Consider the following 22,132-nt stretch of genomic DNA (forward strand, 5'->3'; position numbering starts at 1 on the left):
ATAAATCTAGTTTTCTTTTTTTAAAAGTCTCCAAATTAATTAAAAAACAACATTGTTTTTTTGGAACTCTTTTATCTTTGATAAAAATTATTTTATGACATTAATAAAATCCATTTCAGGAATTCGAGGTACAATAGGAGGGGAACCGAATAATAATTTAACTCCGATAGACGTAGTTCGTTTTGCTGCAGCTTACGGGAGTTATATTTTATCTGACCCTAATATTTCTGAGGCTACTATTGTAATAGGAAGGGATGCAAGGATTTCAGGTGCTATGGTTCAAGCATTAGTATCGAATACTTTAATTGGATTAGGTATTGATGTTATTGATCTGGGAATGGCAACTACACCTACTGTTGAAATGATGGTTCCAAAAGAAAATGCTCAAGGAGGAATCATTTTAACGGCAAGTCATAACCCAAAACAATGGAATGCACTAAAATTGTTAGATTCAAAAGGTGAATTTTTAAATGCAGTCGCGGGAGCAAAAATTTTAGAAATAGCTAAAAATGATGCATTTGATTTTGCATCGGTAGATGATTTGGGATCAATAAAAGAAGATCAAACCAGCTTAGAAATGCATATTAATGCAGTTTTAGACCACCCACTTGTTGAAATAGATGCAATTAGGTCGAGTGGAATTAAGGTTGTTGTTGATGGGGTTAATTCGATTGGCGGTATTGCTATTCCTGCTCTTTTGAAAAAATTAAATATCGAAGTTGTAGAATTATATTGTGAGCCTAATGGATATTTTCCACACAATCCAGAACCACTTAAAGAACATTTGGGTGCACTCTCTGAAAAGGTAAAAGAAACCAAAGCTGATTTTGGAATTGTTGTTGATCCAGATGTTGATCGTTTGGCATTTATAGATGAAAATGGCGAAATGTTTGGAGAAGAATACACACTTGTTGCTTGTGCTGATTATGTATTGTCAAAAACACCTGGAAATACGGTTTCAAACATGTCATCGACCAGAGCATTAAAAGATATTACAGAGAAACATGGAGGTACATACTACTCGAGTGCAGTTGGAGAAGTTAATGTTGTAACTAAAATGAAAGAAGTTAATGCAATTATAGGAGGTGAAGGTAACGGAGGTATTATAGATCCTCAACTTCATTATGGAAGGGATTCTTTAATAGGAACTGCATTATTTTTATCCTTATTAAGTGAGATTAAAATTCCTGTTTCGGAACTTAAAAAAACATACCCTGAATATTTTATGAGTAAGGGAAAGATTGAGTTGGAGCCCACAATGGATGTTGATTTTTTGCTAGATGCAATAGAAAAAGTTTACCAAAAAGAAAATCCAAATACAATTGATGGAGTTAAGATAGACTTTAGCAACTCATGGGTACATCTTAGAAAGTCAAATACTGAACCAATTATAAGGGTTTATACAGAGGCTCCCTCTCAAAAAGAGGCGGACGATTTAATGAATAGATTTAAAAAAGAACTCCTTGAATTAGGCAGTTAATTTTGGGTTTTTATCCATATGCTTGAATCGATTATGCGTCCATAAATACTGTGAAGGATCTTTTAGAATTTGAGCTTCTAATGTGTTTGTGAATATATCAGTAATTTCATTTTCCTCAGTCTCTTTCGGATTGTCCGTTAGGGTATTTATATCAATTTCATAATACCCTCTCTTAACCCTATTAATTGAGGCAAAAACAACGGGTAAATTGTATTGCTTTGCAATTCTCTCACCACCGGTAAAAACAGGAACTTCATTCCCCATAAAAGTTCTCCAATAGCTTTTTGGTTTCGGAGAAGGGGATTGGTCAGCTGCTAAACCGTAAATCCAAGCCTCCTTGTTTTTTTGATGCTTATAAATATCATTCAAAACGTGGTAGCGAGACCCAAGATAGGCTTTGTGTTTTACTCTAGATTTAACAATCATTCGCTCAAAATATTTATTTGAAAGCGGTGTGTAAACAGCGTATCCTATTTTATTAATATGATATCCTATAGTTAACATACCTTCCCAGCTAGAATAATGACCACACATTAAAACAACGGAAACGTTATTATCTAGATGTTTATTTACAAGATCAATGTTTTTGAATTTAAAGCGTTTTAAAACCTGTTTTTTTGAAACTGTAAGCGCTTTAAGCATTTCTACAAATATGTCACATAGATGTTTATAGAAAGCCTTTTCTATTTTTTTTAATTCAACTTCGCTTTTTTCTGGAAAACTTAATTTTAAGTTTTTGCGAACAACTTTGGTTCTGTAACCAAATGTTTTATATAGAATTAGGTAAAGGAAATCAGATATTCTATAAAGAATGAAATGGGGTAAAATAGAAATCCCTATTAAAATTGGATACGATATTATGTAGATGAGTAGGTTCACTATTTTTTTTGACAAATATAGGTATATTTGAATTCAATATAATTCCAAATATGCAATCACTTTCCCCAATAATTTTAACATTTATATTAGCTAATGTATTGGTGTCTTTAAAAGGGTTTAAAGATCATTATTTCTTTAATAAATTTAAATTTAACACTGCTGCAGTTAAACTTGGAGAGAACTATCGCATTGTTAGTTCTGCATTCTTACATGTTGATTTTGCTCATTTAGGGTTTAATATGTTCACTTTGTATCTTTTCGGAGATCAGGCTGTTGCAGGATTAGGAATTTTTAATTTTTTAATTTTGTACGTTGCTTGTTTAATTTCAGGCAATCTGTTTGCTTTGTATTTTCACAGAAATGATCCTTATTACAGTGCTGTAGGTGCAAGTGGAGCTATAATGGGTGTATTGTATGCTACTATTTTAATGTATCCCAAGATGAAACTTATGTTATTTATTTTTCCAGTTCCATTGCCTGGATATGTTTTTGGAATAGGGTACTTGGTTTATACTTTATTTGGGATGAAAAAACAACAAGATAACATTGGCCATACTGCTCATTTTGGAGGAGCAATTGGAGGAATAATCACAACTCTATTACTAGCGCCTTGGATTTTAGAAACCTCTTTTTCGACTCTAGTATTTCTTACAGTAGTTACGGTTGTAACCGGTTATATCCTGTTTAAAAAGTAAATCACTCTCCAAGAAGTTCTTCAATCTTTGCGTCCAATTGTGCTCCACGAAGATTTTTAGCAACTATAACTCCATCTTCATTTAATACAAAGGCTTCAGGAATACTTCTCACTCCGTATAAGACAGCGATTGGTTCTTTCCAATATTGCAAACTAGAGACATGGTTCCAAATTAAACCATCATCTTCAATAGCACGTTCCCAATTTACTTTGCTTTTGTCCAAAGAAACTCCAACAATTTCTAATCCTTTGTCATGCATTCTTTTATAAAGTCTAACTAAATTAGGATTTTCAATTCTGCAAGGACGACACCAAGAGGCCCAAAAATCTATGATAGTAACTTTACCTTTTAAAGACTCAAGTGAAAGAATTTCACCCTCTGGGTTAGGGCCTTCGAAATTTAATGCCTTAGCACCAATTGCTGTGGGATTTATTGGTTTACTTATAATAGTATTTACCTTTTTTCCAGAAACACTTTCCTTGATTTTTTGATCAAAACCATTAAAAATAGCAGCAGCTTCAGGCTGAAGTATTTTTTGTGTTGTTAAGAGACGTTCTAAAATTAATGATGCTATGTAGGAACTTGGATTTGAATTCATAAAACCCTTTTCATAAAGGCTTAGTTCTTGTTCTATGCTTCTATATTCAGAAGTTAAATCTTCTACAAGAAGGTTGTCGCCAACTGCATTAGCTTGGTTTATTTCTTTGACAATGGATTGTAGTTTTTCAGAAAAATCCTTAGTTGAAATTCTATATTCAGCTAGATCGTTATTTGAATTTGTTCCCCCGATAGTTGAAGAACTTAAACTGTCTTTATAAATCTTGGTTTCAATGATTCCCTCTTCTAAGATGACAGGCACATTACCATTGACACCTTTTATGAAAATAAAATTAATGTCAATTTGATCTACAAAACCTTTGAATTCAAAAGCACTTTCAACTACTTTAGTAGAATCTACTGTAACTGCCTGTCCATTAGGACCAGACTCTACCCTGTAAACGCTAGTCCCTTCTATGAGATCGGTATTTCCTTTTATGATAAAACTGTTCGGTTCTATTTCTGAACAAGAAATTATTAGTAAACTCAGAAGTAACGAAACTGTAGCTGTTAATTTAAAATTTTCCATGCACAAATATAATAATTCAATCGATTATTCGGGGAGAGTTTAATCATAATAATAGAATGAAAATAATGATTTCAGGTCTTAATTTAATAGTATATTTGTTCGTACAAATTTTTTTTAAATATGGCAGGAAATAGCTTTGGAACGTTATTTAACGTTACAACTTTTGGAGAATCTCACGGAGCAGCGATTGGTGGGGTAATAGATGGATGTCCAGCAGGTATTCATTTGGATACAGATAAAATTCAACTTGAATTAAACAGAAGAAAACCCGGTCAATCGGCTATTGTTACTCAGAGAAAAGAACCGGATGAGGTAGTATTCTATTCTGGGTTGTTTGAAGGAAAAACTACAGGTACACCTATTGGCTTTGCAATTCATAATACAAACCAAAAATCACATGACTACGGTCATATAAAAGACAGTTACCGTCCCTCACATGCTGATTATGTTTATGATCAAAAGTACGGTTTCAGAGACTACAGAGGAGGTGGAAGAAGTTCTGCAAGAGAAACAGCAAGTAGAGTAGTGGCTGGTTCTATTGCAAAGCAATTTTTATCAGATATTAAGTTTACAGCTTTTGTTTCAGCAGTAGGCCCATTAAAAATGGAAAAACCATATCAAGAACTTGACTTTGATGCTATTGAAAAAAATCCAGTTCGTTGTGCTGATCCAGACATGGCTGAACAGATGGAACAATATATTCGTCAAATCCGTAAGGAAGGAGATACCGTAGGAGGAGTAATTACTTGTGTTATACAAAATGTTCCTGTTGGTCTTGGAGAACCTGCATTTGATAAACTTCACGCAGAATTAGGGAAAGCAATGTTATCAATCAATGCTGTTAAAGGATTTGAATATGGAAGTGGCTTTGACGGCTCTCAAATGAAAGGGAGTCAGCATAATGATCCGTTTAATACAGACGGAACAACTAAATCAAATCGATCAGGAGGGATTCAAGGAGGGATTTCAAATGGTATGGATATTTACTTCAGTGTTGCTTTTAAACCTGTTGCGACTGTAATGCAAGCGCAGAATACAATCGATAATAAAGGTCAAGAGGTTGTAATGGAAGGAAAAGGCAGGCATGATCCTTGCGTAGTTCCTAGGGCAGTTCCTATTGTTGAGGCAATGGCTGCTCTTGTACTTGCAGATTTTAATCTTCTAAGTAGGACCAATAAAATATAATCTATGAAAAAATTAGCTTTACACTGGAAAATTCTTATTGGAATGGCTCTTGGTGTGATATTCGGTCTTTTAATGTCTTTTATTAATGGAGGGGCTGAATTTGTTGGGGAATTTGTAAAACCATTTGGAACCATATTCATAAACCTGTTAAAGCTAATCGCAATTCCTTTAATTCTAGCCTCCTTAATTAAGGGAGTTTCTGATCTTAAAGATATATCTAAACTTTCTCAAATGGGTGGAAGAACCATCCTTACTTATTTGAGTACAACCCTTGTTGCTGTTGTTATTGGTTTAATTTTAGTGAATTCAATCCAACCAGGTAAATCTATTAGTATAGAAACACGAAAAGAACTTGTAGAAGCCTATGCATCGGATGCAGACCAAAAACGAGAAGTCGCAGCTAAACAAAGTAGTGCTGGGAGGCTTCAACCTCTTGTAGACATAGTACCTTCTAATTTGTTTTCTGCAGCAAGTAACAACCGCAACATGTTACAAATAATATTTTTTGCTATATTTTTTGGAATCGGTATCATTCTAATTCCAGAAAAAGAATCCTCTTTAGTTAAAGGTTTTTTTGATTCTTTTAATGCCGTTATTTTAAAGCTAATTGATTTAATTATGATGGCTGCTCCTTATGGTGTTTTCGCTTTATTAGCTGCATTAGTAGTTGAAGCCCCAAGCTTGGAGTTATTTAAAGCACTGGCTCTTTATGCAATTACCTTATTAGCAGGACTGGCTTTAATGATAGGCTTTTATGCATTAATGGTCCGTATATTGATAAAAAAGAGTCCTTCTTTTTTCTTCAAAGGAATAGCTCCTGCACAACTTTTGGCATTCTCAACGAGTTCTTCTGCTGCAACACTGCCAGTTACTATGGAATGTGTAGAAGGTAATTTAGGGGTAGATAAAGAAGTTACTAGTTTTGTTCTCCCTATCGGAGCGACGATAAACATGGATGGAACCAGTGTGTATCAAGGTGTAGCAGCAGTTTTTATAGCCCAAGCATTTGGATTAGATTTGAGTCTCAGTGCTCAGCTAGGAATCATATTTACAGCAACATTAGCTTCTATAGGAACAGCAGCTGTTCCAAGTGCAGGAATTGTAATGTTAGTAATTGTTCTTGCACAAGCAGGAATTCCAGAAGCAGGACTAGCACTTATATTTGCTATTGACAGACCTTTGGATATGTGTAGAACAGTTGTAAATGTTACAGGTGACGCAGCAGTTTCTATGTTTGTAGCTAAATCAATAAATAAGCTTAAATAAACCAGTTGTTACGTTTATAAGTTTCTGCGATCCAAGCCAAAACAATACTCAATACTATTATTATAATAGGTAATATTGCTGCACTATTTCCAAGAAATTCGAGTGAATTGGCAATGAAAATACTGTGATACATTTGGACAATAACTGCCAACATTGAAACAATTACAATACTGTGAGACCAAGATTTGCGTTTAATTAATCCAAATGTTCCAATCGTTCCCCCAAAAACTGCTAGAGCATAAATAATCTTAATCCAAAAAGGGAATCGAGAAGAAAACTCTAGTTGATTTTCTGTTAAAATTTTAGGATCTAAAAAAACATCCTGCAGGAAAAATAAAATTCCAATAATATTCCAGACTAACAGTATGATAAGGATTGTTTTTAGGTAGTTATAAGGTTTTTGTTTTTGCATAAAAATTAAAGATTTAAAAAAGGAAAATCTTTTCTGTTTTTAACTAATATAGTTAAACTTAAAATTAAAGTAAAAATTGAAGTAAAAAATAAAGATCCTCCATCACCATTTACTTCAATCCCAATTTTTGTAAAATGCATCATGATTGCAGCAGACATTAAGCCAGCTGATAAACCTGCTCCAACACCAATTCTTCTGGGTACAAATAAAAGTATACTAGCAATTAATTCGAGAATGCCTACTCCGATTCTACCCCAAGGCTCCAAACCTATTTTAGTAAAAATAAATATACTGTCTTGATGTGCTGAGAAATTAAAGAATAATGTTTGAAGCAAAATAATAGCGACAGCAATCCTTAATACCAAAAATAATTTATTATTCATAGGTCAGTTAGATTGTGGGTTGTTAAATAAAAGTATGAATTTTATTTGACCTAATCTATTTTAATATAAAGAGTTACTTTTTTAGATGCATATGATATAATATACTTTATTCCTGTATTTTAAAAAGCAATTCTTTTGTTAAAATATCTATTGTAAAAATTTATGAGCGTATTTGGGGTTAGGTAGGGGACAAGATTCTAATTTTCCGAACCATCTATATCGATTTCTTGCTATAAGTTTATAGCTATTTTGAGTAATAAAATTAGGAAGTATATTTAAAAAAGAAATAAGCTTGAAAATCCCTCCTAACTTTTTGAAAAGTTCAAAAGTAGCTTGAGCTTCTATAGCATACATTTCATTAGGGATCCAATACACAACACTTTCAAGTACTACGGGGTTTATTTTAAATTCACGAAAGAAATCTTGCCCTGTTTTACTATCTAGAGTAGCAAATCGAAGCTGATCTTTTTTGTCCCATTTACATAAACGATGAACCCATGCATTACAAAGAACACAGGGACCGTCGTAAAGTATTATTGCGACTTTCATTTACTTTTTTTTGATGATTGAACTAAATCCAATGCTTCTAAACGAACCTGTGTAGTAAACATACCATAGTTAACAATAGCTTTTTCTTTCTCTATAGAATCTATGGTCCCAACTGCTTTTCCGTCAAAAAGTCGAACTTGATCTCCTACTTTGAAATTCACTTTGACTTTTACAGGAATAGGAGCTGCTTTTTTCTTTTTCTTTTTTTCTTTACGGATCGTTACCATAGCTTTGGTTGCTTCGGAATTAGCTTTCTCCTTAGCAGCTTTTTCCTTCTTTTTTTCAGAAGCACTTTTCTTTTTTCTTTTTGAATTTTCTGCCTCAACTAATCTAAGTAAATCTGCTATTAATGGGCGCTTTTTACCGTTCTCAAAATATCGATCAGCAACATCATTCATTTTATTTCCTAAAACAATCATTCGCTGGTTATGATCAAAAAGCTCTTGATATCCGATTAATTTTTCTTTAATCTTTTTATTTAACAATTCCAATTTTTGATTTTCCTCGATAGCTTTACTTTCTTGCTTTCTCAACGAATCTCCAGTTTTAGTCATCTGAGATCGTTCTTTTTGTAATTTAGCTATCGTTGCGTCAAAACGGACCTTTCCGCGCTCTATTTTCTTCTTAGCTCGGTTAATTAAACTAAAAGGGATTCCGTTTTTTTGAGCAACCTCAAATGTAAAAGAACTTCCTGCTTCCCCCATAATTAAATTAAAAACAGGTTCTAAGGTTCTGTTATCAAATTGCATATTCGCATTGGACATGAAGGGCAATTCATTTGCTAGTACTTTTAAATTTGAATAATGCGTTGTAATAATTCCATAAGCTTCTCTATTGTAAAATTCCTCTAAGAAAGCTTCTGCGAGAGCCCCGCCCAATTCAGGATCGGATCCAGTTCCAAATTCATCGATCAAAAACAATGTATTTTTATTACACTTTCTAATGAAATACTTCATATTCTTGAGGCGATAAGAATAGGTGCTTAAATGATTTTCAATGGATTGATTATCCCCAATATCAGTAATAATCTGATCGAAAAAACAAACGGTACTTTGCTCATGTACAGGAATAAGCATTCCCGTTTGTAACATTAACTGAAGTAAACCCACAGTTTTAAGGGTTATACTTTTACCTCCAGCATTAGGACCAGATATCACTATTATTCGATGATTTTCCGTTAGTGTAATATCTTGAGGAAATGTTTTTTTTCCCTCTTTTTTGTTAGATAAATAAAGTAAGGGGTGGTATGCATTTATTATTGAAAGTTCTCGATTAGAATTAATCTTTGGGAGAATACTTTGTGTTAATTGCGCATATTTAGCACGTGCGTAATAACTATCAATTAAAATTAAATATTCTTGATACTGAATCAACAAAGATCTAAAGGGCTGCAAATACTGTGTTAATGCTAATAATATGCGTTTAATTTCATCGGTTTCCTCAAATTGTAAATTATTAAGCTCTCGTGTGTGCTGAAGGGTTGTTTCGGGTTCAATATATACAATGCTACCCGTTTTGGAGCTACCCATAATTGCTCCTTTAACTTTACGGCGATACATAGCTTTTACTGCAAGTACTCTTCTGTTCTCTACTACAGACTCTTTAATGTCATCTAGGTAATCAGCAGTGCTGTATTGACTTAAAGCTCGCTGAAAACTTTGGCCAATTTTAGATCGAACGGATTGAATTTTTTTTCTTATTTGAAACAACTCCGGGGAAGCATCATTACGAACTTCACCAAAACGATCAATAACATTATTAATTGAAATTATTAGTTCTTTAGTAATCTCAATATTAGTACCCTGCTCATATAGCTTCGGGTAATACTCTTTAAATTTTTTAAAAAATTTAAGCAAGACATTAACAATGTCTGAAGCTGCAGCAATTCGACGAAAGCCCTCTAATTCTAATACAGAATTTTCGATTTTAAGTAAATTAATTTCGGTGCTTAAGTCATCAAATCCATGGTTAGGAATTCTATTTTCATTGTCAAAGGATGCGGTAAATTCAGAAACAGACTCTAATTGTCTGATTAACTCTTCCTCATTTTCAAATGGTGCTAAGGATAAGCATAGCTCTTTACCCATTGAAGTTATTGCCAATTCGGATAATTGTTGCAATACCGTTGTAAATTCTAAATCACTAAATGCTTTCTCAGGTATTTTCATATTTTTGCCTAACAAAAGTACGTAATTTCATGCAAGAACTTATACCCAAGAGTTGGGAAAGTATCGTAAAAAAAATAACGGAACAACCCTATTTTTCAAGTTTGGGTGCTTTTGTCAATTCAGAGTATCAAAACAACAGTTGCTACCCAGAGCGAAACAAAATATTTGAAGCACTCAAATTATGCAGTCCCAAAGACATTAAAGTAGTTATCCTAGGTCAGGATCCTTATCATGGAGCTGGGCAGGCAGAAGGTTTGTCTTTTTCTGTTCCTGATGGTCTTAAACATCCTCCTTCATTGATTAACATTTTTAAAGAAATTCAAAACGATTTAAATGTAGCTTATCCATCCAGTGGAAATCTAAGACATTGGGCAAATCAAGGTGTATTGCTTTTGAACGCTACATTAACCGTTCGAGCGGGAGAGGCAGGGAGTCACCAGAGAAAAGGATGGGAACAATTTACAGATGATTTAATTAAAGAAATATCAAACACATCCGAGGGAATAGTTTTTATGCTTTGGGGTGGGTATGCTAAAAAAAAATCAAAACTAATTGATGGAGATAAACACTTGATTTTAAATGCAGGACACCCTTCACCTTTAAGTGCTAATAGAGGATATTGGTTTGGGAATAAACATTTTAGTACATGTAATTCCTATTTGAATAGTAGAGGGGATAAGTCAATTGTGTGGTAAAAAAATATTATCCACCGATTCGTTTCACTTCATGCCCCATATCAATGAGAATATTCATGAGCTGAACGCGATAATTCCCTTGGATAATAATCTCACCATTTTTAATACTTCCTCCAACACCCACTGCTTTTTTGAGAGTTTTACCTAACTTTTTTAAGTCAGCATCATTGCCTTCAAAACCTTTAATTACGGTTACGGTTTTACCCGCACGACCTTTATTACTAAAGTGAGCTTCAAGATTTTGTTTCTCGAATGGAATTTCTTCAATCTCATTTGGCTCAGGATCTGGAGCTAGATTATCGAACTTCATTTTAGCTAAATCAGCTAGACTCGTTAATTTCTTTGGCATCTTAAAAGATTTATTACTGCTAAAATACTATTTTAGATGAATAAAATAACAATAAATGAAGTACCTTCTATTTGTTTTCCTTTTAATAAATACACCAATCATGGCACAAGATAAACTTCCTTTTGAATCCATTCCAGAGGCTTCTGATTCTTATGACTCTGGGAATATAATTGTACGAATGATTGAAGGGCTTGGCTATCGTTATTACTGGGCTACAAAAGGGCTTACAACTACAGATTTAGACTACAAACCCTCAAGTAGTGGAAGTTCTACTCAGGAAACTTTACAACACATCCATGGTCTAGCAGAAGTTATCCTGAATGTTTCTGTAAACAAGGTTAGCTTTAGACCAATCGAAAATCAACCTAAAGGGTTATTTGAATTGAGATCAGAAACTCTAAATAGTTTAAAACAAGCTACTTTGAATTTTAAAAATAAAACACCTGAACAGCTTTCTGAACTGAACGTAATTTTTGAAAGAGGAGGGAAGCAGTCTCATTTTCCATTATGGAACTTAATAAACGGTCCCTTATCTGATGCTATCTACCATACAGGACAAGTCGTAAGTTTTCGTCGGTCTGCAGGGAATCCAATCCAAAAAGGAGTTAATGTTTTTATGGGTAAAACAAAAGAATAATGGAAATCTCAAAACCACACCTACGCCGATATAAAAAGACTTTAGATTTTTTAGAAAAGCATCTAGATCAAAGTTCTAGTTTATTGGACTTAGGGACTGAAAACCCATTTACTCCTTTTTTAAAAAAGGCAGGTTATGAAGTTACAAATACCCAAGGTGAAAATTTAGATGATGATTTTAAGAAATTCGCTAACGCAAATGCTGATTGTGTAACTGCATTTGAAATCTTTGAGCATCTTTTAGCTCCTTACAATATTTTAAAAGAACTTAAGTCAAATAAGTTAGTAGCTTCTGTACCATTAAAATTATGGTTTGCAGAAGCTTATTGGAATGAAGCTGATGATTGGGACAAGCATTACCACGAGTTTGAACAAAAACAATTCGACTTTTTACTTCAAAAAACAGGGTGGAAGGTAGTAGATTTTGAATTATGGACTTCCCCAGACACAAGTAAAATAGGAATTCGTCCCTTACTCAGGTATTTTACACCCAGATACTATATTGTTTATTGCGAACGAGTTTAGTACTCTCGATCTTCAAAATTTTCTTTCTTTTTATCTATTATTCTCTTCACAATGAGATAAATAAAAAGGGTTCCAATAAGAATAATAATAGCCATTTCCATCATCTAACGGTTACTGCAGTTCCATAAGCTAGCATTTCCGAACATCCCTGCATCACCATAGTAGTTGTAAACCTGACATTTACTACAGCATTGGCTCCCAAGCGTTTTGCATCCTCTTCTAAGGGTTGTAAAGCTTGTTCCCGAGCGTCTGCTTGTAATTTTGTGTACTCGGAGATTTCTCCTCCAACAATGTTTTTAAGACCTGCAAAAATATCTCGCCCTACATTTCTGGCTCTAACTGTATTTCCACGAGCAATTCCGTGCACTTCTGTAATTTCTTTATTGGGTATTGAGGGAGTATTTAAAATGAGCATAATTTATAACGTTAAAGAGTTAAAATTAAAAGTAATAATTGGTTATAATTGAGCAGGTAACATCCATTTAAAATCAAACTTTGTTTTTGGAATTACAATTCGCTCTGTAATTCGATACATTCTGTCGGGTAGATTCATTAAATAATCTCTCGCTTTCTCTGCTTCTGGGGTTAGATTAGTAAACTTATCAATTTCCCATATGGTATTTAACTTCTTGAGAATATCGACATAATCGAAACCGGTATAAACACCTACTCTCTGGGCAACCGTTGAGAAATCATCAAAAAGTCCACCTTTTGATCCAAATGAGTCTCTTAAATGCATTGCTGGCATGATTATTTTGTGCTGCATCATATGTTGAAATGCTAACATCATTTCGGATGGATCTATTTTAAAAATTTCTTTTACAAATTTAGAGTAAGCCTGATGATGTCTCATTTCATCTCCAGCTATGATTCTTGACATTTTTGCTAGGGCTTTATGTCCTTTCTCTCGTGCAATTTTAGCAACATTGTTATGCGAAATATAAGTCGCTAATTCTTGAAAACTAGTATAAATAAAACTTTTATAAGGATCAGAAGATGTTCCAAGGTCAAACCCATCTGTTATTAAATGTTGGGTAGAGATTTCTACCTCACGCATGTTTACTCGTCCAGATAGATATAAATATTTATTTAAAACGTCTCCATGTCTATTCTCTTCTGCGGTCCAAGCTCTAACCCATTTTGCCCAACCATTATCTGGATTTTGATGGATTCCATCGATATCCATTAACCAAGATTCATAGGTAGGCAAAGCTTCTTCCGTAATCGTATCGCCAACCAAGACCACCCAAAAATCATCGTGTAAATCTTTAGAAAGTTCTCGAATCTCTTCTACTTCACTAATAAAACTATCTTTTTGAGAATTGGGTAAAAAATCGGTTGGTTGCCAGATTTTTTCTGCTGTAATTAAAAACTTATCTACAAAAGAATCAATTTCTTTTTCTAGCGTTAACATTACTTCTTTTCTAATGTTCTTAATGGACATATTTTTTAAATTTACAGACTGTTTAAATTATTTTATTTACTCTTCTAAAAACAGGGATTCATCTATAGAAGGAAATATTTTTAGTGCATTTTTATAATATAATTTTTTGAGAATTGAATCCGGGAGAGCAAGTCCATACATTTTCCAATGTGCATGTCTTTTTCGGTAATAATCAAAATACTCATCTCCAGTTTCTAATACTCTGAAGTAGGTATAATATTCAGAAACTTTATAACTGTCTTTTCCAAATAAAATACGATCCTGATAATCAGACATAAACTTATGAGCTCTTTTGGGCTGTCTTCCCAATTCTGCTAATACAGCTCCAATTTCTGTTACAACGTTAGGAAAGGTGTCTAAATGAGCACCTAAACGATCTAAATCATTACCCATCCAACCCAAATGAGCATTTATAAAGGTAGTATTTGAATTTTTTCTGAATACATCATGTTGTTCAGATAAAATAGACTCAAAAGAAGGAACTTTTGCAGGGTCTCGGTATCTACCCGGTTTTTGTTTTAATTCTAACCAGCGTTCATTATATTTATCTTTAGGTTTCCAAAAAGAAGCCGGTTCAGCAGAATGTATTAAAACTGGAAATCCTAGACGACCACATTCAGCCCAAATGGGATCTAATCTCGGATCGTTTACCGCAATTCTATTTCCCATAGAGTCGGTATCGGTAAGTCCTAAACCTTTATAAACTTTTAGGCCAATGGCTCCAGATTGTTTTGCGTTTCTTAGGATTTTTAAATTATTTTCTAAAAATTCAGGATCATCAATTTGCTCCCAATCAAGGTTCACAAACAATCCAAATCGGGTAGGAGCGTTTTCTTGAATATTCTGTAATGATTTCGACAAATAAAGACCTCTAAACCCACTTAAATTAACCATAAACGCCATATTTATGGAATCCATTTCTGCAGTTAACTTAGATAAATCTTTAACAGGCATATCAAATTGATGATTATGAACATCAATAAAAGGAAATTTTGCTTTAGTTACCTTATTCTCTGGCACTATAAGAGTTGATTTAGGACTGTAAACCTCCATATCCATTAGGTTGTTACGGTATTGAATTTTACCAATAACATAGTAAGTAGTACCTCCAACAACTCCAATAAAAAAGAGTGTTTTTAATAAGTTTTTAAAAGTGAAAATCATTAGTTAATCGGTAAAGAAACTGAAGTAGTATCCCATCTAAAACGTAGGGATAAGCTCAATTCACCTTCTATAAAGTCTATAGTAAACTGTTCTACAGGAGACATTAATTGAGCCGATGCAATGTTAACACTCATAATATCTTTTTCATAATCAGGTTCCGAATATCCAAAACTACCGAATTCAGAATTTAAAGTAATAACCCAATGATCTTCCTCAGGAACTGCATAGACTCTATATTTTCCAGCGGGTAGTGGACGACCTGCAAAACTGACTTCCTTATTTGTTTCAAATGTTGTAGCGAAATTCGCTCCTAAACGCCAGTATTTTCCATAAGGAACCAATGCACCGTCTGCAGCTGTACCAAAAATTAGACGATCTTTTTTATACGGTCTGCTATAATCTACCGATAGTACCAGGTCATCTTTTTCGTAGGCAGCAGAATCAAATGGACTTTTGGGATTTATAAAAGTCCCGTATACTAAATATCCTGCGATAACCAGAATAATTGCTAAAACACTAATAACTATTTTTTTTATCATCTTTTTGTTTTTTGGTTATTTCAAATATATAAATTAAGATCAGAGGAGAAGTATGTTTAATTCTAAAATATTTATTTTACATAATATTAATTATAGATAAAATGAATTAGTCTTAAAACTTACATATCAGAATCTTACATTTTAATAATGATTTCTTTGAATAAAATTTTTAAAATAATGTTCTCAAAATCATAACATAGAATCTATTACAGGAACATTAAAAAATAAAAACTAAAATGAATGACAAATTAAGGTCAAGAAAAAAATAAAGAAAATATTGATGGTTCTCTTGAGTATTGGTTAATTTTAAAAAGAGTTGATTAATTCAAGTTATCTATGATCACAAAAAAAAACATGTATTCAAGAAGAGCCTTTGCTAAAATTTCTGCTCTTGGAGTTGCATCAACGCCATTACTGGGGCTTGCATCAGAAATCAAAACAGAATTATTTTCTGGTAATTCTAGCAATTTAGAGGTGTATTTGTTCTCCAAACATCTACAATTTTTGGATTATAACGCTATGTCTTCTGCAGCTGCAGCGATGGGTTTTGATGGTTTAGATTTGACGGTACGAAGAAAAGGACATGTGCTCCCGGAACGTGTTTTAACAGATCTACCAAAAGCAACTGAAGCGATGCTTAACCATGGACTTAAACCCAAAATGATGTCTACCAATGTTTGGGATGCTACTAATTCGACCCATAAAAGGGTTCTTGAAACAGCTGCTAGTCTCGGATTTACGCACTACAGAACGGATTGGCTTAAATATCCCGAAGATAAATCCCTTGTTGTCTCACAATTGATTTATGCGAAACAAGCACAGGAATTAGAACAATTAAATCAACAACTGGGTCTCATTGCTGGGTATCAAAATCATTCTGGCAAATATGTTGGAGCTCCTATTTGGGACTTACTCCCTATTTTAGAAGCAACAAAAGGGAGTCATATAGGTAGTCAATACGATATACGCCATGCGGTTGCAGAGGGCGGTAATAGTTGGGAACTCGGGCTTAGACGAATCCTACCCTTCATTAACTCAATCTGTATCAAAGATTTTAAATGGGGAAAAGTTAACGGGAAATGGAAACCTATCAATGTTCCCATGGGAGAAGGAATGGTTGATTTTAAAAAATATTTTTCTATACTTAAAAAACATAAAATTACTGTTCCAGTATCACTTCATGTGGAGCATGATTTAGGAGGAGCAGAAAAAGGCGCTAGTTCAATAAAAATATCAGAACATGAGGTGTTTACTCGTATTAAGAATGATTTAGATTACTTGAAAACGGCATGGGAAAGCTCTGAATAAAAACCTACCTACATTGTTTAGTTGCCGTATCTGACAATTCGGTTATAAGCCATGTGGTTCCGTCCCAAAACAGCTGAAGTGCATTGAATCCACAATGACTTAATTCACCATCTAGATAAAAGCTAAAAGGGACCCAAATTTGAGCTAAATTTTGATGCTGACTCACAATTGGAACCCCCAACTCCTCTTTCCAAACTGGAGTCTCAGGTCTTGAACTTACTACTTTAATAAAATTAGTCATCGACATTTCCTGTCTTTTAGGAATACCATCTTTGGAATTTCCTGTTCTGAAAAGTTTTGCATCCAATGACAGTACACTTTTAATCTTAAGGCTATCTCGATTATGAAATCCTTCAAAAAATATATTCAATGATTTGATAGGATCAGTTTGCTGTGCATAGCATAAACTACCAAAAAGAGATATTAGTATTAAGAGTGTGTGTTTCATTTGATAAATTGATGTTAACAAAGCTGTGGACAATCTACTTAAAACATCGATTTATTCAAACCTTTTTAAGATTAACTTTATAAAAACTATAGTTATGAACGATAGACCCAACGACCTGCTAAGAATACGCCCTGAGATAAAAAAAACGAAACAATTTGATTCTATGAGTTCAGAAGAGCGTTTTCAAAATGGAACCCTCCGCCCTATTCTTAAACTACAAAACCCTCTTTTGGTTGCTTTTTTTCAAAGTTATATTGAAGAAAGAAAAGGGGTTTTCTATGATTTAGGTATTCCTAAAAAACTTGATTATATAGAAAGTGCATTAACCAAAGATCAAAAATTACGTAATTCTGTAAAGGGCATAATCGTAGGACAATTTACCGTTAAAGAATACATAGAATATAACACCAATGCTTCTGCTTTCAACAAACGCATCATGAGTATGCTTATTGAACGATTAAAGGATCAAGTACAATTGTTTGAAAAAGAATTCCTAGTAGCTGCTGTTGCAGTTTAGCAACAACCCGAACCCGGTGCACAGCTGTTTACTGTTTCTACTTTAGCTTCGGGGATACCACAGGCATCCTCAGCTAAACAAGCAGTTTGTTTTCTAGTTAACAGATAATTTTGTCCTTTAATGTCTAAACCAAATTTTTGAATTGTGTCTCCTTGATACTCAACTTCAATCTCCAAGTCTTTCAGATTGAATGCTTTTTCTGAAAGTAAAAGGATGTCTAAAAATTTTTGTGGATGCAATCGATGGTCGTAATCATCTGCTTCCCATAATTGGAGGCTAACAACTTCTTCTTTTCTTATAACACCACCACAATCAATAAAATGCTTGGTAACCCTCCCTACTTCAGTAACATGGAAATGATTGGGTACCAAATCACCAGAAGGCAATTCAAATGATAGAGAAGTTTGTTTTTGTAATTGAAATTTTAATTCGTTTAAAGTCATGCTATTATTTTTCTAGGAGTGAGACTCCGTTTAAGTCTGTAGTTAAAACACTGCTCATATAATCTAAAAAAGGACGAACCGTAATAAAATCCTGAGCAACTTGATCTATGAAATTTGAAGCCAATATTTCAGTGTCAGTATATTTCTTTTTGAAAAGAAACATTTTTTTACGGATTAAATCAATATTAGGATCTTCTTTTGAAAAACCTTTAGGAGCAGTTTTCAATTCTTCTCCCTCCAATAACCCCCAAACATTTTTAAATTTAGGTACTTCCATCAGTTCTCTAAATTCAGATGAATCTAATTCCAATTCTTTTCTAATTCTTAAAAGATCTTCTTTGTTTGGATTCCAAAAACCAACAGCTATAAAATTATCATTGGGTTTAAGGTGAACGTAGTAACCTCCCCTATACTCAGGCTTCTGGCGATGAAATGAAAGTCCAAAATGGGTTTTGTAAGGCGTTTTATTTTTAGAAAAACGAACGTCTCTATAGACCCTAAACAGTTTAAATTCATCAACCTTTTCTGATGATTCTAATACATTCTTAAGGTTTTCTCCAAATACTTTTACTTGAGATTCTATATTTTTAAATTGTGGCTTATTGTCATTAAACCACTCTCGGTTATTATTATTTTCAAGTTTTTTGAAGAAGGAAAAAAGTTCTTTTGGTAATGAAGACATCTTTAGTTTTTATTATTGTAAAAATACGAAATTAAGATTTCATAAAAACAAAGGTAAGTACTACTTCTTTCTTTGTTCCAAAGCAGCAACAATATCGTCTAATTTGAATCCTTTTGCTTGCAATAAAATTAGATAGTGAAACAACAAATCTGCACTTTCATATAGAAATAATTCATCATTAGAGTCTAAGGCTTCAATTACAGTTTCAACAGCCTCCTCACCCACTTTTTGAGCTATTTTATTGATTCCTTTATCAAATAATGAAGCTACATAACTGGAGTCTTTATCAGCGCTTTTACGCTCAGTAATGGTTTGTTCTAACTCAGATAGAAAACCATAGCTGGTTGTATTTTTATCATTCCAACAGGTGTCAGAACCTGTATGGCAGGTAGGACCCACCGGATTTACCTGAAACAATAAAGTATCTTGATCACAATCAAGCGAATAGCTCACCAATTTGAGGAAATTACCACTTTCTTCACCCTTCGTCCATAAGCGATTTTTAGTACGACTATAAAAAGTTACTTTCCCTGTAGTTTGAGTTTTTTCAAATGCTTCTTCGTTCATATAACCCAACATTAAAACAGTTTTTGTTTTTGCATCTTGAATTATTGCAGGAACTAGTCCGTCTGAATTCTTATTAAAATCTATTTTCATAAGCTTATTTATAATCTTACAGCAATGTGCTGCTTCTTGAGTTCTTTTTTTAGTTCTGGTACTGCTACTTCTCCAAAATGAAAAATACTAGCTGCGAGTGCTGCATCAGCTTTTCCGTTATTAAAAGTATCTATAAAATGTTTAGTATTCCCGGCGCCACCAGAAGCTATAAGTGGAATATTTACTTCTTTCGATATTCGAGCAAGGGCCTCATTTGCAAATCCATCTTTAGTGCCATCGTTGTCCATTGAAGTAAATAAAATTTCCCCAGCTCCTCTTTGCTCCACTTCTATTGCCCAATCAAAAAGATCAATTTCCGTTGGGACTTTCCCACCCACTAAATGAACTTTCCAATGGCCATTTACTTGTTTTGCATCTATAGCCACCACGATACACTGGCTTCCAAATTTAGAGGATAATTCGTTGATTAAATCTGGACGCTTAACGGCTGCTGAATTTATAGACACTTTGTCTGCTCCATTTTTTAATAATACTTCTACATCTTCAATGGAACTGATTCCCCCTCCTACTGTAAAAGGTATATCAATAGCCTGTGCTACTTTTTGAACTAAATCGGCTAATGTTTTTCTTTTCTGTTCAGTGGCAGAAATATCTAAAAAAACAAGTTCATCAGCATTTTGATCCGCGTATTTTTTTGCTAATTCAACTGGATCTCCAGCGTCTATAAGGTTAACAAAATTAACACCTTTGACTGTTCTACCGTCTTTTACATCTAAACACGGAATGATACGTTTGGTTAACATCCTAGTTGTTTTTTATTGTTAAATCTTGACCAGAATAAAAACCAAGATCTTCGTTTGTTAATACTTTTATCCAAAATGCTATTTGACCTGTATGATATGAAAAATGTTCCACAGCATGTAAGGTAACTCCTATTCCGGAAAGTTCGAACCCTTGAACCGTTCGAATTCGTTCAAAATCCTCAGAAGTAGTTTCATTAATAACAGCCTGAGATTTTGAAACAGTATTGGAAAGCATTGATAACAGTTCTTTTTTATTTGATGTTCCAGTAGCTGAAAACTCAAGTTCTCGTTCTCTTTGATCTACGGTGTTTCCCAGAGAACTAATGATATATTGAGTCATGTTTCCACAGGAATGTAACAACTGATTCCCTAAGGCCATGCCGTTCTCTGTAGGTCGTTTCCAAAGAAATTCGTCAGTTACTTTTGAAAAAGCAATATTTATCATTCGGAGACTCTCAGAGAGTCTGTAGATTGCGTTTCGTTTGAATTCATTTAAAATTATTTCATTCATGACTGCAAGATAAATTTTTCAAGCTCTTTCAATGAAATTCTATTTTCATAGATGGCTTTCCCTATTATAGTTCCTTCACATCCTAATTGTTTTAATTTAGGCAGTTCATCAAATTCAGAAATACCACCAGATGCTATTAATTTGATACCCGGTTGTTGTTCTAATAAATTTTGATAAACCTCAAAAGAAGGACCTGCTAACATACCATCTTTACTTATGTCTGTACAAATAACATAGGCAATTCCTTTTTTTTGGTAGTCGTTTACAAAATCAACCAAACGATGCTCTGAAGTTTCAAGCCATCCGTTAGTGGCAATTCGATCACCTTGAACATCTGCTCCTAAAATAATTTTATCTTGCCCATAGGCTGAAATCCAACGTTCAAATAATTCAGGTTCCTTAACCGCGATACTACCTCCGGTAATTTGATTTGCACCACAGTCAAAAGCGATTTTCAAATCTTCATCAGACTTTAACCCACCTCCAAAATCAATTTTAAGACTCGTTTTAGAGGCTATTTCCTCTAAAACCTTATGATTTACTATGTGTTTAGACTTAGCTCCGTCAAGATCAACTAAATGTAAATACTCGATTCCATGAGCTTCAAATTCTTTAGCAACCTCAATTGGATGTTCATTATAGGTTTTTTGGGTAGCGTAATCTCCTTTTGATAGTCGAACACACTTTCCATCTATTAAATCTATTGCGGGTATAATTCTCATATTAAAGTTCTAAAAAATTAGTTAGAATTTTACTTCCTGCTTTACTACTCTTCTCAGGATGAAATTGTACTCCATAGAAATTATCTTTTTGTAAAGCAGAACTATAAGCAATTCCGTAATTAGTTTGAGCGATTGTATGTTTACATAAAGCCGCATAGAAACTATGAACAGAATACATATAGATTCCTGAATCAAGGTTATTAAATAAAGGAGAATTCAACTCTTCTAAAGTATTCCAACCCATTTGGGGAACTTTTAAATCCGAATTGAAACGTTTTACTGAAACGTCAAAAATATTCAATCCCTGAGTAGATCCCTCTTCAGTTTTAGAACACATGAGTTGCATTCCAAGACAAATCCCTAGGACCGGATTTTTAAGATTCGGAATAATAATATCCAAACCAGATTCTTTTAATTTCTGCATGGCACTACTCGCCTCACCAACTCCTGGAAATATAACTTTATCTGCTTGCTTTATTTCTTCTGGATTGGAGCTTAAAACACCTTCAACACCCAAACGTTCTAGAGCAAACTGAAGACTTTTAATGTTTCCAGCACCATAATCTATAAGAACTACTTTCATTT

The 22,132-nt window shown here is 33.7% G+C and carries 28 protein-coding genes; 9 read left to right on the forward strand and 19 right to left on the reverse strand.

Annotation, left to right across the window (positions count from 1 at the left end; genetic code table 11):
- The first annotated feature begins 94 nt into the window (after window positions 1–94).
- Entirely contained in the window at window positions 95–1,480 is a 1,386-nt protein-coding gene (gene glmM, locus NG655_RS05355; RefSeq protein ID WP_252158306.1) for a phosphoglucosamine mutase, read from the forward strand.
- On the opposite strand, the gene NG655_RS05360 is transcribed toward glmM, so the two are convergent.
- Window positions 1,469–2,374 (reverse strand): lysophospholipid acyltransferase family protein, encoded by a 906-nt coding sequence (locus tag NG655_RS05360; RefSeq protein WP_252158307.1) that lies wholly within the window; start codon window positions 2,372–2,374, stop codon window positions 1,469–1,471. The two genes, glmM and NG655_RS05360, sit on opposite strands and share 12 nt — an antisense overlap.
- Before the next feature lie 35 nt (window positions 2,375–2,409).
- Between NG655_RS05360 and NG655_RS05365 the strand changes: the two genes are divergently transcribed.
- On the forward strand, window positions 2,410–3,054 hold the full coding sequence (locus tag NG655_RS05365; RefSeq protein ID WP_252158308.1) for a rhomboid family intramembrane serine protease: 645 nt from the start codon (window positions 2,410–2,412) through the stop codon (window positions 3,052–3,054).
- 1 nt (window position 3,055) lies between these two features.
- On the opposite strand, the gene NG655_RS05370 is transcribed toward NG655_RS05365, so the two are convergent.
- Window positions 3,056–4,180 carry a TlpA disulfide reductase family protein gene (locus NG655_RS05370; protein WP_252158309.1) on the reverse strand — a complete coding sequence of 375 codons (1,125 nt, stop codon included), beginning with the start codon at window positions 4,178–4,180 and terminating at the stop codon, window positions 3,056–3,058.
- A 120-nt stretch (window positions 4,181–4,300) separates the two neighbouring features.
- Here NG655_RS05370 and aroC point away from each other — a divergent pair, with 120 nt between their 5' ends.
- Both aroC and NG655_RS05380 read left to right on the forward strand, forming a co-directional pair.
- The gene (aroC, locus tag NG655_RS05375; RefSeq protein WP_252158310.1) at window positions 4,301–5,365 is read left to right on the forward strand and encodes a chorismate synthase; all 1,065 of its coding nucleotides are present in this window, start codon (window positions 4,301–4,303) and stop codon (window positions 5,363–5,365) included.
- Window positions 5,366–5,368: 3 nt separating this feature from the next.
- Entirely contained in the window at window positions 5,369–6,631 is a 1,263-nt protein-coding gene (locus NG655_RS05380; RefSeq protein WP_252158311.1) for a dicarboxylate/amino acid:cation symporter, read from the forward strand.
- Here the strand turns inward: NG655_RS05380 and NG655_RS05385 are convergent.
- The 4 genes from NG655_RS05385 to NG655_RS05400 all read right to left on the reverse strand — a co-directional run bounded on the left by NG655_RS05385 (window position 6,624) and on the right by NG655_RS05400 (window position 10,143).
- The gene (locus NG655_RS05385; protein ID WP_252158312.1) at window positions 6,624–7,043 is read right to left on the reverse strand and encodes a hypothetical protein; all 420 of its coding nucleotides are present in this window, start codon (window positions 7,041–7,043) and stop codon (window positions 6,624–6,626) included. The genes NG655_RS05380 and NG655_RS05385 overlap by 8 nt on opposite strands.
- 5 nt (window positions 7,044–7,048) lie before the next feature.
- Window positions 7,049–7,426: a DoxX family protein gene (locus NG655_RS05390; protein ID WP_252158313.1), complete on the reverse strand. Its 378-nt coding sequence runs from the start codon at window positions 7,424–7,426 to the stop codon at window positions 7,049–7,051.
- Window positions 7,427–7,573: 147 nt separating this feature from the next.
- Window positions 7,574–7,975: a thiol-disulfide oxidoreductase DCC family protein gene (locus NG655_RS05395; protein ID WP_252158314.1), complete on the reverse strand. Its 402-nt coding sequence runs from the start codon at window positions 7,973–7,975 to the stop codon at window positions 7,574–7,576.
- Window positions 7,972–10,143, reverse strand: a complete 2,172-nt coding sequence (locus NG655_RS05400; protein ID WP_252158315.1) for an endonuclease MutS2 — start codon at window positions 10,141–10,143, stop codon at window positions 7,972–7,974. Before NG655_RS05400 ends, NG655_RS05395 begins: the two co-directional genes overlap by 4 nt.
- Window positions 10,144–10,172: 29 nt before the next feature.
- On the opposite strand from NG655_RS05400, the gene NG655_RS05405 reads away from it, so the two are divergent.
- Window positions 10,173–10,838 carry a uracil-DNA glycosylase gene (locus NG655_RS05405; protein WP_252158316.1) on the forward strand — a complete coding sequence of 222 codons (666 nt, stop codon included), beginning with the start codon at window positions 10,173–10,175 and terminating at the stop codon, window positions 10,836–10,838.
- Window positions 10,839–10,845: 7 nt separating this feature from the next.
- Here NG655_RS05405 and NG655_RS05410 read toward each other — a convergent pair whose 3' ends face one another.
- A complete protein-coding gene (locus NG655_RS05410; RefSeq protein ID WP_252158317.1) occupies window positions 10,846–11,187 on the reverse strand; it encodes a translation initiation factor in 342 nt (113 codons plus the stop codon).
- Between the two features lie 55 nt (window positions 11,188–11,242).
- On the opposite strand from NG655_RS05410, the gene NG655_RS05415 reads away from it, so the two are divergent.
- Entirely contained in the window at window positions 11,243–11,824 is a 582-nt protein-coding gene (locus tag NG655_RS05415) for a DinB family protein (protein ID WP_252158318.1), read from the forward strand.
- Entirely contained in the window at window positions 11,824–12,348 is a 525-nt protein-coding gene (locus tag NG655_RS05420; RefSeq protein ID WP_419469269.1) for a methyltransferase domain-containing protein, read from the forward strand. Before NG655_RS05415 ends, NG655_RS05420 begins: the two co-directional genes overlap by 1 nt.
- 100 nt (window positions 12,349–12,448) lie before the next feature.
- Here NG655_RS05420 and NG655_RS05425 read toward each other — a convergent pair whose 3' ends face one another.
- Genes NG655_RS05425 through NG655_RS05440 form a run of 4 tightly spaced genes read right to left on the reverse strand, consistent with a single transcriptional unit; the run spans window position 12,449 to window position 15,495 of the window.
- Window positions 12,449–12,763 carry a YbjQ family protein gene (locus NG655_RS05425; protein WP_252158319.1) on the reverse strand — a complete coding sequence of 105 codons (315 nt, stop codon included), beginning with the start codon at window positions 12,761–12,763 and terminating at the stop codon, window positions 12,449–12,451.
- 42 nt (window positions 12,764–12,805) lie between these two features.
- Window positions 12,806–13,792: an acyl-ACP desaturase gene (locus tag NG655_RS05430; RefSeq protein WP_252158320.1), complete on the reverse strand. Its 987-nt coding sequence runs from the start codon at window positions 13,790–13,792 to the stop codon at window positions 12,806–12,808.
- A 36-nt stretch (window positions 13,793–13,828) separates the two neighbouring features.
- Window positions 13,829–14,956 (reverse strand): amidohydrolase family protein, encoded by a 1,128-nt coding sequence (locus NG655_RS05435; RefSeq protein WP_252158321.1) that lies wholly within the window; start codon window positions 14,954–14,956, stop codon window positions 13,829–13,831.
- A complete protein-coding gene (locus NG655_RS05440; protein WP_252158322.1) occupies window positions 14,956–15,495 on the reverse strand; it encodes a DUF2911 domain-containing protein in 540 nt (179 codons plus the stop codon). Before NG655_RS05440 ends, NG655_RS05435 begins: the two co-directional genes overlap by 1 nt.
- Before the next feature lie 354 nt (window positions 15,496–15,849).
- Here NG655_RS05440 and NG655_RS05445 point away from each other — a divergent pair, with 354 nt between their 5' ends.
- Window positions 15,850–16,803, forward strand: a complete 954-nt coding sequence (locus NG655_RS05445; protein WP_252158323.1) for a sugar phosphate isomerase/epimerase family protein — start codon at window positions 15,850–15,852, stop codon at window positions 16,801–16,803.
- Window positions 16,804–16,807: 4 nt separating this feature from the next.
- Here the strand turns inward: NG655_RS05445 and NG655_RS05450 are convergent, their stop codons facing one another.
- Window positions 16,808–17,251, reverse strand: a complete 444-nt coding sequence (locus NG655_RS05450) for a hypothetical protein (protein WP_252158324.1) — start codon at window positions 17,249–17,251, stop codon at window positions 16,808–16,810.
- A gap of 94 nt (window positions 17,252–17,345) precedes the next feature.
- Between NG655_RS05450 and NG655_RS05455 the strand changes: the two genes are divergently transcribed.
- The gene (locus NG655_RS05455; RefSeq protein WP_252158325.1) at window positions 17,346–17,768 is read left to right on the forward strand and encodes a glyoxalase; all 423 of its coding nucleotides are present in this window, start codon (window positions 17,346–17,348) and stop codon (window positions 17,766–17,768) included.
- Here NG655_RS05455 and NG655_RS05460 read toward each other — a convergent pair.
- Genes NG655_RS05460 through hisH form a run of 7 tightly spaced genes read right to left on the reverse strand, consistent with a single transcriptional unit; the run spans window position 17,765 to window position 22,130 of the window.
- Window positions 17,765–18,211, reverse strand: coding sequence for a DUF6428 family protein (locus NG655_RS05460; protein WP_252158326.1), 447 nt, complete (start codon window positions 18,209–18,211; stop codon window positions 17,765–17,767). The genes NG655_RS05455 and NG655_RS05460 overlap by 4 nt on opposite strands.
- Before the next feature lie 4 nt (window positions 18,212–18,215).
- The gene (locus NG655_RS05465; protein ID WP_252158327.1) at window positions 18,216–18,893 is read right to left on the reverse strand and encodes a DUF2461 domain-containing protein; all 678 of its coding nucleotides are present in this window, start codon (window positions 18,891–18,893) and stop codon (window positions 18,216–18,218) included.
- A gap of 60 nt (window positions 18,894–18,953) precedes the next feature.
- Entirely contained in the window at window positions 18,954–19,550 is a 597-nt protein-coding gene (hisIE, locus tag NG655_RS05470) for a bifunctional phosphoribosyl-AMP cyclohydrolase/phosphoribosyl-ATP diphosphatase HisIE (protein WP_252158328.1), read from the reverse strand.
- An 8-nt stretch (window positions 19,551–19,558) separates the two neighbouring features.
- Window positions 19,559–20,314 (reverse strand): imidazole glycerol phosphate synthase subunit HisF, encoded by a 756-nt coding sequence (gene hisF / locus NG655_RS05475; RefSeq protein ID WP_252158329.1) that lies wholly within the window; start codon window positions 20,312–20,314, stop codon window positions 19,559–19,561.
- A 1-nt stretch (window position 20,315) separates the two neighbouring features.
- On the reverse strand, window positions 20,316–20,825 hold the full coding sequence (locus tag NG655_RS05480; protein WP_252158330.1) for a DinB family protein: 510 nt from the start codon (window positions 20,823–20,825) through the stop codon (window positions 20,316–20,318).
- Window positions 20,822–21,547 carry a 1-(5-phosphoribosyl)-5-[(5-phosphoribosylamino)methylideneamino]imidazole-4-carboxamide isomerase gene (gene hisA, locus NG655_RS05485; RefSeq protein ID WP_252158331.1) on the reverse strand — a complete coding sequence of 242 codons (726 nt, stop codon included), beginning with the start codon at window positions 21,545–21,547 and terminating at the stop codon, window positions 20,822–20,824. Before hisA ends, NG655_RS05480 begins: the two co-directional genes overlap by 4 nt.
- Window position 21,548: 1 nt before the next feature.
- Window positions 21,549–22,130 carry an imidazole glycerol phosphate synthase subunit HisH gene (hisH, locus tag NG655_RS05490; protein WP_252158332.1) on the reverse strand — a complete coding sequence of 194 codons (582 nt, stop codon included), beginning with the start codon at window positions 22,128–22,130 and terminating at the stop codon, window positions 21,549–21,551.
- Between the last annotated feature and the right edge of the window lie 2 nt (window positions 22,131–22,132).

The sequence above is a fragment of the Candidatus Arcticimaribacter forsetii genome (assembly GCF_910589745.1).
Lineage (GTDB): Bacteria > Bacteroidota > Bacteroidia > Flavobacteriales > Flavobacteriaceae > Arcticimaribacter > Arcticimaribacter forsetii.